Here is a 14,330-nt window from a genome sequence, read left to right on the forward strand (position 1 = left end):
GAGGTCAGATCCTCTCGAACGGGATGACTGGTCCTGCGGGGGCGGCCAGGACGGCGCCCTGGCCGCGCCCCCACTCGGGCTCCGGCAGCCGGTGCCGGTCCGGCTTGCCGTTGACGTCCAGGGGCAGGGCGTCCAGGGCCACGTACTCGGCGGGCAGCATGTGCGCGGGCAGCCGCCCGGCGAGCACCGCGTGGGCGTCGGCCGCCGCGAGCCGGGCCCCGGCCTCGGGCACGACGTAGGCGACGATCCGCTTGTCGCCCGGCGGCGCCTCGCGGGCCACGGCCAGGCAGGCGCGCACCCCGGCCACGTCCAGCAGCGCCGCCTCGATCTCGCCCGGCTCCACGCGGAAGCCGCGCACCTTCACCTGCCGGTCGGCCCGGCCGTGGAACTCCACCACACCGTCCGCGCGCCGCCGGGCCAGGTCGCCGCTGCGGTAGGCGCGGCCGTCCCGCGTGCCCGGCTCGGTGACGAACCGCTGCGCCGTCAGCTCCGCGCGGCCGTGGTAGCCGCGGGACACCGTGGCCCCGGCGATCCACAGCTCGCCGATCTCGCCGGGCGGCAGCACGCGCCCCGCCTCGTCGACGACGTGGAAGCGGGCCCCCGGTATCGGCCCGCCCAGCGGCAGCGGCGCCTCCACCCGGTCCGGGTCGCTCACCAGGTGCCGGCCGCAGATCACGGTCGTCTCGGTCGGCCCGTACACGTGGGCGACGGTCAGCCCGGGCCCTGCGGCCAGCGCGCGGCGCACCCGCTGCGGGGAGACCACGTCGCCGCCGGTCACGACGGTGCGCAGCGAGGCGAACGCGGCCGGGTCGTCGTCCACCACCTGGTGGAACAGGCCCACCGACAGCCACAGGTCGGTCACCCGGTGGGCGGCCAGCACCTCGGCCAGCTCGCCGGCGCCGTACATGTCGTCCGGCGGGAACACCAGCCGGGCGCCCCGCAGCAGCACCCCCCAGGTCTCCAGGACGGACGCGTCGAAGGAGAAGGAGCTGGTGCGCAGCATCGAGCGGCCGGGACCCAGGTTCACGAAGTCCTGGCCGAGGCAGAACGCGAGCACGTTGCGCTGCTCGACCAGCACCGCCTTGGGCAGGCCCGTCGACCCCGACGTGTAGACGGCGTACGCCAGATCGGCGGGCGACGCCTCCACCGGCTCCGGGAGGGCGCCCGGACCGTCCGTGAGACGGTCCGGGACGAGCACCTCGCAGCCCGCGAGCCCGCCGGCCAGGCCGTCGGCGGAGTCGGCGACCAGCACCCGGACCCCGCTGTCGCGGCACATGTGCGCCAGCCGCTCCGCCGGATACGACAGGTCCAGCGGCACGTACGCCGCCCCCGCCCGCACGACCGCGAGCATCGTCACCACGAACCACGGGGAGGGGCGGGCGGCGATGCCGACCAGCTCCCCGGGCCGTACCCCGTACCGGGCCAGGCGGCGGGCCAGCACACCGGCCCGCGCGTCGAGTTCCCGGTACGTGAGCACTCCGTCGGCGCTCTCCAGCGCCACGGCGTCCGGGGTCTCCCGCACCCAGCGGCGGAAGGCTCCGTCGAGCGTCACCATCGTGCGTCCTCCAGTCCAACGCCCAGTTCGTGCAGCAGTTCGCGCAGGAAGTCCTCTCCGGCATCGGAGTTGGACGTCACCACCAGACCGAGCCCCCGGTCCGGGTCCGCCCAGGTCAGCGAGCGGAAGCCGGGCACACCCCCGGTGTGGCCGAACCAGCGCCGGTCGCCGTAGGGCTTGCCGATCGTGCCGAGGCCGCCCGGCGCGCCGGGCACCGGCCGCAGCATCTCGGCCGCCGCGTCCGCGGTGAGGAACGCGGCCGGACCGCCGGTCACCGCCCGCTGGATCTCGATCGCCACCCGCGCCACGTCCGCGGGCGTCGACCACAGCCCGCCCGCGGCGGACTCCGGGTACAGCCGCCAGCCCTCCGGGTAGGCGGTGCCGTCCGCCCGGTGGTTCAGCGCGACCGGGCCGCCGTAGCGGTGCGGGGCGTCCGGCGCGAAGTCGCTGTCGGCCATCCCCAGCGGGTCCAGCACCAGCGCCTTCAGCAGCGCCGGGAACGGCTGCCCCGTGACGTCCTGGAGCACCTGCTGGACGACGCTGTAGTTGCTGCTGGAGTACAGGTAGCCGGAGCCCGGCGGGCGCACCGCGCGCACCGGCGACGACACGGCGGGTGGCCGGCCGTTGAGCACCTCGCGCAGGTCCGGCATCCGGTCGCCCCGGCCGTAGCCGTGGTACGCCTGCTCGCCGAGGCCCGAGGTGTGGCTCAGGAGGTGACGCAGCGTCACCCCGCCCTCGCCGGGCAGCCGCCAGCCGGTGAGCAGCCGGTCGACGTCCGTGTCGAGGTCGAGCCGGCCCTCCTGGACCAGCCGCATGACGGCGAGCGCGGTGACGTGCTTGCTGATCGAGCCGACCTGGAACAGGGTCCGCGCGTCGACCGGCGCCGGATCGTCCGCGCCGAGCCGCCCGAAGCCCCAGGCGCCCCGCAGTTCGGTGTCCGCGACGACCGCGATGCCCACCCCGGGCACCCGGTGGCGCAGCATCGGCAGCAGCGGGGCGGGCGCCCCGGCGAACAGCCGCTCCACGAACGGCTCGACGGGCCGGCGGACCGCGCCGGGCGCCCGGCCGTGGGCCACCAGCTCGCTCAGGCGGCGCAGCTGCCGCCCGGCCAGCTCCTCGACGGTGGCCGCGTCGAAGCGGTCGGCCGCGTAGCGCCACACCAGGTGCAGCTCTCCCGCGAGGACCGCCGCGTCGACCTCGACCAGGTGCGCGCGCCGCTGGCCGGGGTCGACCGGCTCGCCCAGGGCCTCGGGCAGCGGGCGCAGCAGGCCGTCCGTATGACCGGCGGTGTCCCGGCGCCCGTGGTAGTTGAAGCAGACCTCGGCGTGCGGGCGGCCTTCGAGGACGGCGCGGGTGGCGGGGCGCAGGTACCGGGCGAGCCCGTGCCCGATGCCCCCGCCGGGCGCGCCGCGCAGGTGCTCGCGGACCGCCGCGACCAGCGCCTCGGGGGCGCCGGAGCGGGGCACCGTGACCACGAGGGGCTGCACGCCGGTGAACCAGCCCACCGTGCGCGAGAGGTCCACGTCGTCGAAGAGCGCCTCGCGGCCGTGCCGTTCGACGTCGACGGCGACGGTGTCCCCGCCGGTCCACCCGGCGATCGTGTGCACGAGCGCCGCCAGCATCAGATGGTCGGGCTGCGCGCCGTACGCCGCCGACGCCTGCCGCAGCAGCGCCTCGGTCTCCGCCGCCGGCAGCACGACCCGCACGCTGCGGGCCCGGCCCTCGGTGTCCGCCCCGCCGGCCCGGTCCGCCGGCAGCGCCGCGACGGGCGGCGCCGGCAGGGCCCAGTACGCGGCCTCCGCGTCGAAGTCCTCGCTCACCGCGTGCCGCGCCAGGCTGCGCGCCCAGTACTGCACGGACGTCGTCTTGGCGGGCAGTTCGCCGCCCGCGCACAGGGTGGCGAGGTCCTCGGCGAGGATGTTCCACGAGACGGTGTCCACGGCCAGGTGGTGCACGACCAGCAGCAGCCGTCCCGTGCCCCGCAGCAGGACCGCCCGCAGCAGCGGCCCGTGGACCAGGTCGAGCCCGGCGTGCGCGGCCTCCACGGCCGCCGCCTCCTCCTCGGCCGTGTCCACCACGGTGAGCAGGTCGGCGGGCTCGTCCCCGGCGAGGTACTGCCGGGGGCCGTCCGCCTCACGCGTCCAGCGCAGCCGGAGCGCGTCGTGGTGCCCGACGAGCGCCCCGAGCGCCGTGCGCAGGGTGTCCGCGCCGACCTCCTCGGGGACGGCGAGCAGCAGCGACTGGTTGAAGCGGTCCAGCAGCCCCAGCCCGGCGTAGCGCGCCTGGATCGGCCCGAGCGGCACCTCGCCGGTGACCGGGCCCTGCTCCGCGTGGACCTCCACCGCGCGGCCCCGGGAGGCCGCGGCGTCCACCGCCGCCGCCAGCTCCGCGACCGTCGGATGCTCGAACACCATCCTCGGGGTGAGCGCGAGACCCGCCTCACGGGCCCGGGCGACGGTGTGGATCAACAGGATCGAATCGCCGCCCATGACCCGGAAGTTGTCGTGCACACCGACCCTCTCGGCGCGCAGCACCCGCGCCCAGATCCCGGCCAGCGCCTCCTCGGTCGGGGTGCGCGGCGCGACGTACGACCCGCCCTGGCCGCCCGCCTCGGGGGCGGGGTCGGGCAGCGCGGCCCGGTCCACCTTGCCGTTCGCGTTGAGCGGGACGGCGTCCACCGCCACGAAGGCGTTCGGCACCAGCGCGTCGGGCAGTTCGGCCCGCAGCGCCGCGCGCAGCACCTCGGCCGCGACGCCGCCCGTGGTGTAGCCGACGAGGACCTTCGCCCCGTCCACCGCGCGCACGTCCACGACCGCGTCCCGCACACCGGGCGCCCGGCGCAGCGCGTCCTCGATCTCGCCGAGTTCGACGCGCACCCCGCCGATCTTCACCTGGTGGTCGGTGCGCCCGCCGAACTCCAGCGTGCCGTCGGCCCGCCACCGCCCCAGGTCGCCGGTGCGGTACAGGCGGGCGCCGGGCGGCCCGAACGGGTCGGGCACGAACCGCTCGGCGGTCAGCGCGGGACGTCCGTGATAGCCGCGGGCCAGACCGGTGCCGCCGATGAACAGCTCCCCGGCGACCCCGACCGGCAGCGGCGCGAGTTCCTCGTCGAGGACGTACACCGTGTTGTTGTCGAAGGGCCGGCCCAGGCTGACCGCGCCGCCCTCGGCCGCCGCGTCCGCCGCGCCGCACACATGGCAGGTCGAGTCGATGGACACCTCGGTGGCACCCCACGTGTTGTCCAGGCTCACCCGGTCCCCGAACAGCTCAAGGAACCGCCGCACCAGGGCGGGGCGCAGCGCCTCACCGCTGGTCAGTACGGACCGCAGCCGCCCCATCCGCTGGGCCGACTCCACGGTCAGCACGTCGAGGAACACCTCCAGCACGCTGGGCACGAACTGCACGTGCACCACCCCGTACCGGGTGACCGCCTCGGCTATCGCGTGGGTGTCGCGGTGCGCGCCCGGCGCGAGCAGCACCACCTGCCCGCCGGTCATCAGCGGCCACAGGATCTCCACGGCCGCGTCGTCGAACGTGAGCGTCGTCTTGTGCAGCACCGCGTCACCCGGCCGCAGGCCGTGCCGCCGCTGCATCCACCACATCCGGTTCACCCACCCCTGGTGCGTGGAGGCCACGCCCTTGGGGCGCCCGGTGGAGCCGGACGTGTAGTACAGCGAGCACAGGTCGGCGGGCAGCGCGTCCGCCACCGGGCCGTGCGCGGGCGCCTCCGGCCACTCGGCGGGGTCGTCGAGCGCCAGCACCGGGACCGCGGTGTCCGCGCCGCGCGGCAGCGAGGCGATCAGGTGCCGCTGGGTGAGCACCGCCCGGGCCTGCGCGTCGGCGAGGACGTACGCCTGGCGGCGCACCGGGTGTTCGGGGTCCACGGGCACGAACGCCGCGCCCGCCTTGAGGATGCCCAGCAGCCCGATCACGTGCTCCAGGGAGCGTTCGGTGCACAGCGCCACCAGCGTGCCCGCGCCGGCCCCGAGGCCGCGCAGCCGCCGCGCGACCCGGTCGGCGCGCGCGTCCAGCTCCGCGTACGTCAGCCCGTCGCCGCCGAAGCGGACGGCCGTCGCCTGCGGGGTGCGCGCGGCCTGCTCCTCGATCAGGGAGTGCAGGGTGCGCCCGGCGGGGAAGTCCGCGCCGGTGGCGTTCCAGCCGCGCACGACCAGCTCGCGTTCCCGGTCCGACAGCGGGGACAGTTCGGCGACGCTGCCGCGCTCCTCGGTGAGCTCGCCCAGCAGCCGTACGGTCTGCTCCAGCAGCCGGCTCGCGGTGGCCGCGTCGAACCGCGACAGGTCGCAGGTGAGCTCCAGGGTGAGCGCGCCCGAGCGCACGGCCTCCAGGACCAGCGGGTAGCCGGTGTCGCGGACCTCGGTGTCCGGGACGGGACTGACCCCCTCGGGCAGCGCGGAGTCACCGACGTCGGTGAAGACGACGAGGCTGTCGAACAGGCGGCGCCCGCCCGGCACCTCGCTGACCCGCTGGATGTCGCCCAGCGCGAGGTGCTCGCGCCCGGCGAGGTCGGTGATCCGCTCGTGCACCGCCCGCAGCAGCCCGGCCGGGGAGAGCCCCGGGTCCGTGTCGAGGCGCAGCGGCAGGGTGTTCATCAGCAGCCCCACCATCCGCTCGATGCCGGGGACGTCACCGAAGCGGCCGGAGAGCGTCGTGCCGAAGACGACGTCGCGCTCCCCGCCCGCGCGGCTCAGCAAAACCGCCCACGCCGCGTGCACCAGGGTCGCCACGGTGACGTGGTGGCGGCGGGCGGCGTCCTCCAGCGCGCCGAGCAACTCCGGCGCCAGGGTGTGCCGTTCGGTGAGCGCGCCCGCGCTCACCCCGGTGGGGCGGCTGCCCGGCAGCGGGGTGGGCCGGGTGAACCCGGCCAGCGCCGTCCGCCAGTACCCGAGGCCCCGGCCGTCGTCGTCCGTGTCCTGCGCGGCGTGCCCGGCGAGCAGGGCCAGGTAGTCGCGGTAGCGCGGCGGGGGCGGCGCCTCCGGGAGCCGGCCGGTGTCCCGTAGCTGCCGGTAGGCGTCGAACGCCTCGGCGAACAGGGCGTGCAGGCTCCAGCCGTCGAACACGATGTGGTGGGTGGTCCACACGAACCGCCACCGCTCGGGCCCGGTGCGGATCAGCAGGAAGCGGGCGGGTGGCGCGGCGGACAGGTCGAAGACGGTGTGCCGCTCCGCGTCGGTCAGCTCCGCGAGCCGCTCGGCGCGCCGCCGCTCGGGCAGGTCCGTCAGGTCGGCCCGCGTGAACACGGGCGGCGCCGACGCGAGGACCACCTGCACCGGGTGCGGCAGACCGGCCCAGTGGAAGGTGGAGCGCAGGATGGTGTGCCGGGCGGTCAGATGGCGCCAGGCCGCCTCGAAGGCGTCGGCGTCGCTCTCGCCGGCCAGGTCGACGTCGACCGCGAACGCCCGCACGTAGTCGCCGCTCTCCGCGAGGGTGTGCAGCAGCAGGCCCGTCTGGAGCGGGGACAGCGGCAGCACGTCCTCGACTCCGCCCGGACCGGCCGCCTCCAGCAGCCCGGCCAGGTCGTCCGCCTCCAGCGGGGCGAGCGCGAAGGGCCGGTCCGGTGCGCCGGACGCGCGGGCCGGGGCCGCCTCCAGGGCGGCGAGCGCCTCGACCGTGGGGTGGGCGAAGATCTGGCGGGTGGTCAGGGCGATGCCCCGCTCGCGGGCGCGGGCGGTGACCATGACGGCCTTGACGGAGGTGCCGCCCAGCGCGAAGAAGTCGTCGGTGACACCGACCTCGGGCACCCCGAGGACCTCCCGCCACACGTCCGCCAGCGCCTGCTCGGGCGCGGTGCGCGGGGCGATGCGGCCTGCCGGGTCCGACGGACCGGCGTCCGGCGCGGGCAGCGCCGCCCGGTCCACCTTCCCGGCGGGGCTGAGCGGCATACGGTCCAGCACGATCAGCCGGGCCGGCACCATCGCCCGGGGCAGCTCGTCGCGCAGGAACCTGCGGACCTGCGCGACGTCCAGGCCGCGCCCGGTCAGATGGGCGGCGAGGAACGCCTCGCCCGCGTCGTCGTGCCACACGGTCACGGCGGCGCCCGTCACGTCCGGGTGCCGGGCCAGGACCTCCTCGATCTCGCCCAGCTCGATCCGGTGGCCGCTGACCTTCACTTGGTGGTCGGTCCGCCCCAGGTAGCGCAGCCGCCCGTCGGCGCGCCGGGCCACGAGGTCGCCGGTGCGGTACAGGCGGGCGCCGGGCGGCCCGAACGGGTCGGGCACGAACCGCTCGGCGGTCAGCGCCGGACGGCCGTGGTAGCCGCGCGCCACCCCGGCGCCGCCCAGGAACAGCTCGCCGGGCGCGCCGGCCGGCATCGGGCGCAGGGCGTCGTCCAGGACGTGCGCGCTGTAGTTGACCAGCGGGCGGCCGATCGTGATCTCGTCGCTGTCGGCGGTGATCTCCTCGCGGGTGGCCCAGACGGTCGCCTCGGTCGGCCCGTAGACGTTGACCAGCCGGGGCAGCAGCGCCGTGAGGCGCCGGGCCAGCCGGTCCGGCAGCGCCTCGCCGCCGGTCAGCCCCACCCGGACCCCGTCCCCGGCGCCGAACCCGGCCGCCAGCAGCAGGCGCCAGCCCGACGGGGTGGCCTGGACGTGCGTCACCCGGTGCGCGCGCACCAGCTCCCGCTGCGCGGCGCCGTCCCAGCGGTCCTCCTCGGGGACCACGACGACCCGGCCGCCCGTGGTGAGCGGCAGGAGCAGCTCGACGGTGGAGATGTCGAACGACAGGGCGGTCAGCCCCAGCCACACGTCGTCCGGCGAGGAGCCCAGCACCTCGCCCATCGCCGCGATCAGCAGCGCCAGGGAGCGGTGGGAGACCTCGACGCCCTTGGGGCGCCCGGTGGAGCCGGACGTGTAGAGCACGTAGGCGAGGTCGTCGGGCAGCACCGCGAGCCCGGCGCCCTCCACGCCGTCACCGCCGTCCTCGACGCGGACCACGGCCGCACAGGCGTCCAGGAGCGCGGCCGGCGTCTCCCCGGAGACCAGCAGGACCGTCGCGCCGGAGTCCGCCACGACGTACGCGGCCCGCTCGGCCGGGTACTCCGGGTCCAGCGGCACGTACGCCGCGCCCGCCCGCCACACCGCGGACACGGCCACCAGCAGGTCGGCTGAGCGCTCCACGCGCACCGCCACCCGGTCGCCCGCCCCCGCCCCGGCGGCCCGCAGCCGCGCGGCGAGTCCGGCTGCGCGGGCGTCGAGTTCGCCGTACGTCAGCGACCGGCCGCCGGAGACGACGGCGACCGCGTCGGGGGTGCGCGCCGTCTGCGCGGCGAGCATCGCGGGCACGCTGGTGGCGTGCGGGAACTTCCGGGTGGGCGCGGCGCCCGCCCCGGCGTACTCGTCGCCGGGCACGGCGGACAGGTCGCGCAGCCGGGCCTCGGGGCGGTCGGCGAACGAGGTGAGCAGGTGGCCGAGGGAGGCCAGCAGCCGTTCGGCGTCCGCCGGGTCGACCCGGTCGTCCTCGTGGATCAGCTCCAGGACGGCACCCGTCGCCGCGAAGCGGGCGTTGAGCATCAGCGGGAAGCCGCTGCTCTGCCGCACCCGGCCCATCCGTACGTCGAGCCCGCCGAGGTCGGCCCGGGGGACGGGCGCGAGGTTCTGGAAGACGACGATGCTGTCGAACAGCAGCCGCTCGCGCGGCACCGCGGACCAGCCGTGCACGTCGGACAGGGCGCAGTGCTCGACGTCCCGCAGCCCGGCGAGCTGCCCGCCGAGCCGGCCGAGCCAGTCGCCGAGGGTCTCGTCGCCGTCGTCGTTCCAGCGCACCCGCACCGGCACGGTGTTGGTGAGCAGCCCCACCATGCGCTCGACCTGCGGCAGGTCCATGGACCTGCCGGACACGGTGAGCCCGAACAGCACGTCGGTGCGCCGGCTCCAGCGGCCCAGGAGCAGCGCCCACGCGGCCTGGAGGACGGTGCCGACGGTGCAGCGCCGGGCGCGGGCGAGCCGGTTCAGGCGCTCGATCACCTCGGCGGGCAGGGCGAGTTCGGCCGAGCGGGTCTCGCCGCCGGCCTTGCCGGTCGCGGGGCGCACCACGGGGATCGGGGTGGGTTCGGCCACCCCGGCCAGGGCGGTGCGCCAGTAGAGCTCGGCCGTGTCCCGGTCCTGTTCGGCCAGCCAGGCCACGTAGGCCCGGTGGGGTACGGGTTCGGGGAGGTGGCGGGGGGTCTCGCCGGTGTCGCGCAGCGCCGTGTGGGTGGCGAACACCTCGCTGAGGACCGGGCCGACGCTCCAGCCGTCGGCGAGGATGTGGTGGCTGTGCCAGATCAGCTGGTGGCTGCGGGCGCCGGTGCGCACGAGGTGGAAGCGGTGCGGCGGGGCGTCGGACAGGGCGAAGCCGCGGCGCCGCTCGTCGGCCAGCAGGGTGTCCAGGCGCCGGTCGAGGTCGTCGGGCGCGGTGCCCCGCCAGTCGAGGACCTGGAAGTCCAAGGGAGCGGCGCGGTGCACCACTTGGAGGGGGTGCGGGACGTCCGCCCAGCGGAACGAGCAGCGCAGGGCGTCGTGCCGGCCGACGACGTGCCGCCAGGCGGCGGCGAAGGTGTCCGCGTCGAGGTCGCCGTCGATCTCCCAGCGGTACTGGGTGACGTAGGCGCTGCCGTCCGGGTCGTGGACGGTCTGGAAGAGCATGCCCGCCTGGAGCGGCGTGAGCGGGTAGATGTCCTGGACGTCACCGGGGGGCGCGCTCGCCAGGACGCGGTCCAGCTCCGCCTGGTCGAGACCGGCGAGCGGGTAGTCGTCGGGGGTGGGGCGCCTCTCGGGCGCCGCTCCGGCCACGGGCTTCACCACGGAGGCGAGCGCGGCGAGCGTCTGGTGGTCGAAGACCTGCCGGACGGTGATCGTGTATCCGGCCTCGCGGGCCCGGGACACCAGGTAGATGGCGCTGACCGAGTCGCCGCCCAGCTCGAAGAAGCTGTCGCCGGGGCCGCTGGGGGCGGTGCCGAGCACCTCCGTCCACAGGGCGGCCAGCGCGGACTGGGTCCCGTCGGCGAGCGGCTCGGCCGCGGCGGCGGTGGGGAGGGCGGGGTCGGGGAGCCGGGAGCGGTCGGCCTTGCCGCTGGGCGACAGCGGCAGGCTGTCCAGGGGCACGAAGAAGGACGGCACCATGACGGCGGGCAGCGCGGCGGACAGGTGCCCGCGCAGCTCGTCCTCGGCGGCGGTGCCGACGACGTAGGCGACCAGGGAGGTGCCCGTGGGGGTCTCCCGGGGCACGACCACGCACTGGGCCACCCCGGGATGCTCGCCGAGCCGGGCCTCGATCTCACCGAGCTCGACGCGCTGGCCGCGCAGCTTGAGCTGGTGGTCGGTGCGGCCCAGGTACTCGATCTCGCCGTCCTGCGTCCAGCGGACCAGGTCGCCGGTGCGGTACATGCGGGCGCCGGGCGGGCCGAAGGGCTCGGGCACGAACCGGTCGGCGGTGAGCCCCGGCCGGTCGTGGTAGCCGTCGGCCAACTGCACGCCCGCCAGGTAGAGTTCGCCGGTCATGCCCGGCGGGCAGGGGTGCAGGTGGGCGTCGAGGACGTGCAGGCGGGTGTTCCACACGGGCCGTCCGATGGGGACGGGGCCGGTGCCGTCGGGGGCGCAGGTGTGGTGGGCGACCTCGATGGCCGCCTCGGTCGGGCCGTAGAGGTTGTGCAGCTCCACGCCGGGCAGGGTGCGCGCGAACGTGTTCACGGTCTCCCGCAGCAGCGCCTCGCCGCTGGCGAACACCTGGCGCAGGGTGTGCCGGCAGCCGGCGGCGCCCGCCGACGCCAGGAACGCCTGGAGCATCGAGGGCACGAAGTGGCAGACGGTGACGGCCCGTTCGCGGATCAGGCGGGCCAGGTAGTCGGGGTCGCGGTGGCCGCCGGGCTCGGCGAGGACGAGCGTGGCCCCCTCGCGCAGCGGCCAGAAGAACTCCCACACCGACACGTCGAACGAGGACGGCGTCTTCTGGAGAACCCGGTCGGCCGGGGTCAGCCGGTAGGTGCCCTGGCCCCAGCGCAGCCGGTTGTCGATGGCGCGGTGCGAGACGACGACGCCCTTGGGGCGGCCGGTGGAGCCGGAGGTGTAGATGACGTACGCGGGGTCGGCGGGGGTGAGGGAGCGGGCCGGGGCGGTCGCCGGGGACGAGGAGAGGTCCAGGCCGTCGAGGACGACCAGCGGGACGCCCGCGTCGTGGGACAGCCGGCCGGCGTGGTCGGCGACCGCGCACACGGGGGCGGCGTCCTCGAGCATGTAGGTGAGCCGCTGCCCCGGGTAGTCCGGGTCGAGCGGCAGATAGGCCGCCCCGGTCTTCAGCACGGCCAGCAGGGCGACCACGAGGTCCACGGAGCGCGGCACCGACACGGCGACGACGGCTCCGGGGCCCGCGCCGAGGGAGCGCAGGTGGTGGGCGAGCCGGTTGGCGCGCTCGTCCATCGCCCCGTAGTCGAGCGAGTCGCCGCCGCATTCGAGGGCGGTCGCCCGCGGGGTGCGCGCCGCCTGCTCCTCGATCGGGGTGAGGAGGTCGCCGTCCGGCAGGTCGCGGCCGGTGCCGTTCCACTTCCGTACGACGAGGTCCCAGGCGGCGTCGTCGGTGAGCCGCACCGTGTGCACGGGCGCGTCGGGCGCGGCGAGCGCCTGCGTGACGACCTCCACCAGGGAGTCGAGCATCCGCTCCACGGTGCCCGGCTCGAAGAGGGTGCTCTCGCCGACGAGGTCCAGTTGCACGCCCTCGTCGAGGTTGACCGCGATCAGGGACAGGTCGACCTTCGCGGACCCCCCGCCCAGGCGCTCGCGCTCCACGGTGACGCCGGGCAGCTCCCACAGGTGCTCGCGGGCCTCGATGCACTGGAACATGACCTGGGACAGCGGGTTGCGGGAGACGTCGCGGGGCACCCCCGAGTCCGTCACCAGCTGCTCGAAGGTGACGTCCTGGTGCTCCAGCGCGTCCAGCACGGTGGTGTTGGCGCGTCTGAGGAGGGTGCTGAAGCCGGGGGCTCCCCGGTGGTCCAGCGGCAGCGGGAGGGTGTTGGCGAACATGCCCACCAGCGGCTCGGTCTCCGCGGTGGTCCGCCCGGCCACGGGGGCCAGGACGCTGAATCGTTCCTGTCCTCCGCTCCAGCGGTGCAGGAAGGCCCCGTAGAGCGACAGCAGGGCGGTGAACAGGGTGACGCGGTGACCGGCGGCGTAGGCCCGCAGCGCCGCGCTCGCTTCCGGGGACAGCAGGCGCCGCGCGCTGTGCCCCCGGAACGAGGGGACCGGCGGGCGGGGCCGGTCGGCGGGGAGCTCCAGGACGGGCGCCACCCCCTCCAGGACGCCCCTCCAGTGGGCCAGCTGTCCGGCCAGGAGGTCACCGGTCAGCCGGGCCGACTGCCACGCCGAGTAGTCGGCGTAGGTCACGGACAGCGCGGGCAGGGCGGCCGGCTCGCCCGCGCGGTGGGCGGCGTACAGGGCGCCGAACTCCCGGGCGAGGATGCCGCAGGACCATTCGTCGGCGACGCAGTGGTGCAGGTTCAGCACCAGCAGGTGGGTGGTGTCGTCCAGGGCGACGAGCAGGGCGCGGAAGACCGGCCCGGCCGCCAGGTCGAACGGCTGGGCCAGCTCCTCCTCGGCCAGCCGCCGGGCGGCGTTGCGGCGGGCGGCGGGCGGCAGGTGCCCGAGCGTGACGGTCCGCAGCGGGGCGGGCCGGGGCGGGTGCGCGGTCTGCGTCGGGGGCCGGCCGTCCTGGAAGGTGGTGCGCAGGGCGGCGTGGCGCTCGACGAGGCGGTCCAGGGCGTGCTGTACGGAGGTGTGCTCCAGCGGCCCGGTCAGCCGCAGGACGCGGTGGACGCTGAAGGCCGAGTTGTCGGCGAGCATCCGGTCGGCGACCCACAGGTTGTGCTGGACGGGCGCGAGCGGCGCCGGGGTCCCGGGCGGGAGGCCCACGATCCCGGCGCCCCGTGCGGTGTCGGCCGGCCGGGCGGCGGGGCGGCCGTGCAGGCGCAGGGCGAGCAGCGCCTTCTTGGCGTCGGTGAGTCCACCGGTGCGGGAGGCCCCGCCGGGGGCGGCCGTGCCCCGCTGTTCACTGGAGGTCGTCATGCCTGCGAGGTCTCCCGTGCCTGACGCAGGCTCAGGGGCCGCATGTCCGTCCACACCTGATCGATGTGCGCGAGGCACTCCTCCTTGGTGCCCGAGGTGCCCTCGTCGTACCAGCCGTCCGGGAGGTCCCGGCCGGCCGGCCAGATCGAGTACTGCTCCTCGTGGTTGAGGACCACTCGGTAGGTCTCCGCTGACATGTCGCCGCCTTTCGTCGTTCGGGGTGGGGGGTGGGCCCGGTGGGGGTGCCGGGTCAGCCGGCGGTGCGGGCGCGGACGACTGCCGCCAGCGCGTCGGCGGTCTTGGACCGGAACAGGTCCCGGACCGTCACCCGCACGCCGAACCGGGTGCTGATGAGGGACACGGCACGTGCCGCGGTGAGCGAGTCGCCGCCGATCGCGAGGAATTCGCTCCCGGTCCCGGGGTCGGTCCGCGCGCCCAGCACCTCCCGGAAGATTCCGGCTATCTGGCGTGCGGCCTCGGCGTGGCTGGGTCCGGCTTCGGTGGTCATGTTCTTCTCCTATTGCGCTGCTTTTCGGTTTCCGGACCGCTCGCGGAAATCAGCCGCCCCAGGCGCTGTCGGCGAGGGTGTAGGTGACCTGGACCGGCTGCGGGCGCACGGCGGTCGCGGTGGCGGAGAAACTCCACAGCAGAGCGGAAGCGGCAATCGTGAGGAGGAGTGCGGATGTCGGGATTCGGACAAACATGGGGGGTCAACTCCACGGAGG

5 protein-coding genes are annotated in these 14,330 nt (G+C 75.9%); all 5 read right to left on the minus strand.

Annotated elements, in window-relative coordinates; translation table 11 throughout:
* Positions 1–4: 4 nt before the first annotated feature.
* Genes PV682_RS13025 through PV682_RS13045 form a run of 5 tightly spaced genes read right to left on the minus strand, consistent with a single transcriptional unit; the run spans position 5 to position 14,309 of the window.
* On the minus strand, positions 5–1,555 hold the full coding sequence (locus PV682_RS13025; RefSeq protein WP_319728865.1) for an amino acid adenylation domain-containing protein: 1,551 nt from the start codon (positions 1,553–1,555) through the stop codon (positions 5–7).
* On the minus strand, positions 1,549–13,605 hold the full coding sequence (locus PV682_RS13030) for a non-ribosomal peptide synthetase (RefSeq protein WP_319728868.1): 12,057 nt from the start codon (positions 13,603–13,605) through the stop codon (positions 1,549–1,551). The genes PV682_RS13025 and PV682_RS13030 overlap by 7 nt, the downstream gene beginning before the upstream one ends.
* Positions 13,602–13,802, minus strand: a complete 201-nt coding sequence (locus PV682_RS13035) for an MbtH family protein (protein WP_319728881.1) — start codon at positions 13,800–13,802, stop codon at positions 13,602–13,604. The genes PV682_RS13030 and PV682_RS13035 overlap by 4 nt, the downstream gene beginning before the upstream one ends.
* 53 nt (positions 13,803–13,855) lie before the next feature.
* Entirely contained in the window at positions 13,856–14,113 is a 258-nt protein-coding gene (locus PV682_RS13040; protein ID WP_319728884.1) for an acyl carrier protein, read from the minus strand.
* 49 nt (positions 14,114–14,162) lie between these two features.
* Complete coding sequence (locus PV682_RS13045) at positions 14,163–14,309, minus strand: hypothetical protein (RefSeq protein WP_319728886.1); 147 nt, start codon at positions 14,307–14,309, stop codon at positions 14,163–14,165.
* Between the last annotated feature and the right edge of the window lie 21 nt (positions 14,310–14,330).

The organism is Streptomyces niveiscabiei (assembly GCF_033794345.1).
Classification (GTDB): domain Bacteria; phylum Actinomycetota; class Actinomycetes; order Streptomycetales; family Streptomycetaceae; genus Streptomyces; species Streptomyces niveiscabiei.

Bases quoted from the DNA above. Each gene is read 5' to 3' on its own strand.
- PV682_RS13045 (WP_319728886.1), bottom strand. From the start codon at position 14,309: ATGTTTGTCCGAATCCCGACATCCGCACTCCTCCTCACGATTGCCGCT.
- PV682_RS13040 (WP_319728884.1), bottom strand. From the start codon at position 14,113: ATGACCACCGAAGCCGGACCCAGCCACGCCGAGGCCGCACGCCAGATA.
- PV682_RS13030 (WP_319728868.1), bottom strand. From the start codon at position 13,605: ATGACGACCTCCAGTGAACAGCGGGGCACGGCCGCCCCCGGCGGGGCC.
- PV682_RS13025 (WP_319728865.1), bottom strand. From the start codon at position 1,555: ATGGTGACGCTCGACGGAGCCTTCCGCCGCTGGGTGCGGGAGACCCCG.
- PV682_RS13035 (WP_319728881.1), bottom strand. From the start codon at position 13,802: ATGTCAGCGGAGACCTACCGAGTGGTCCTCAACCACGAGGAGCAGTAC.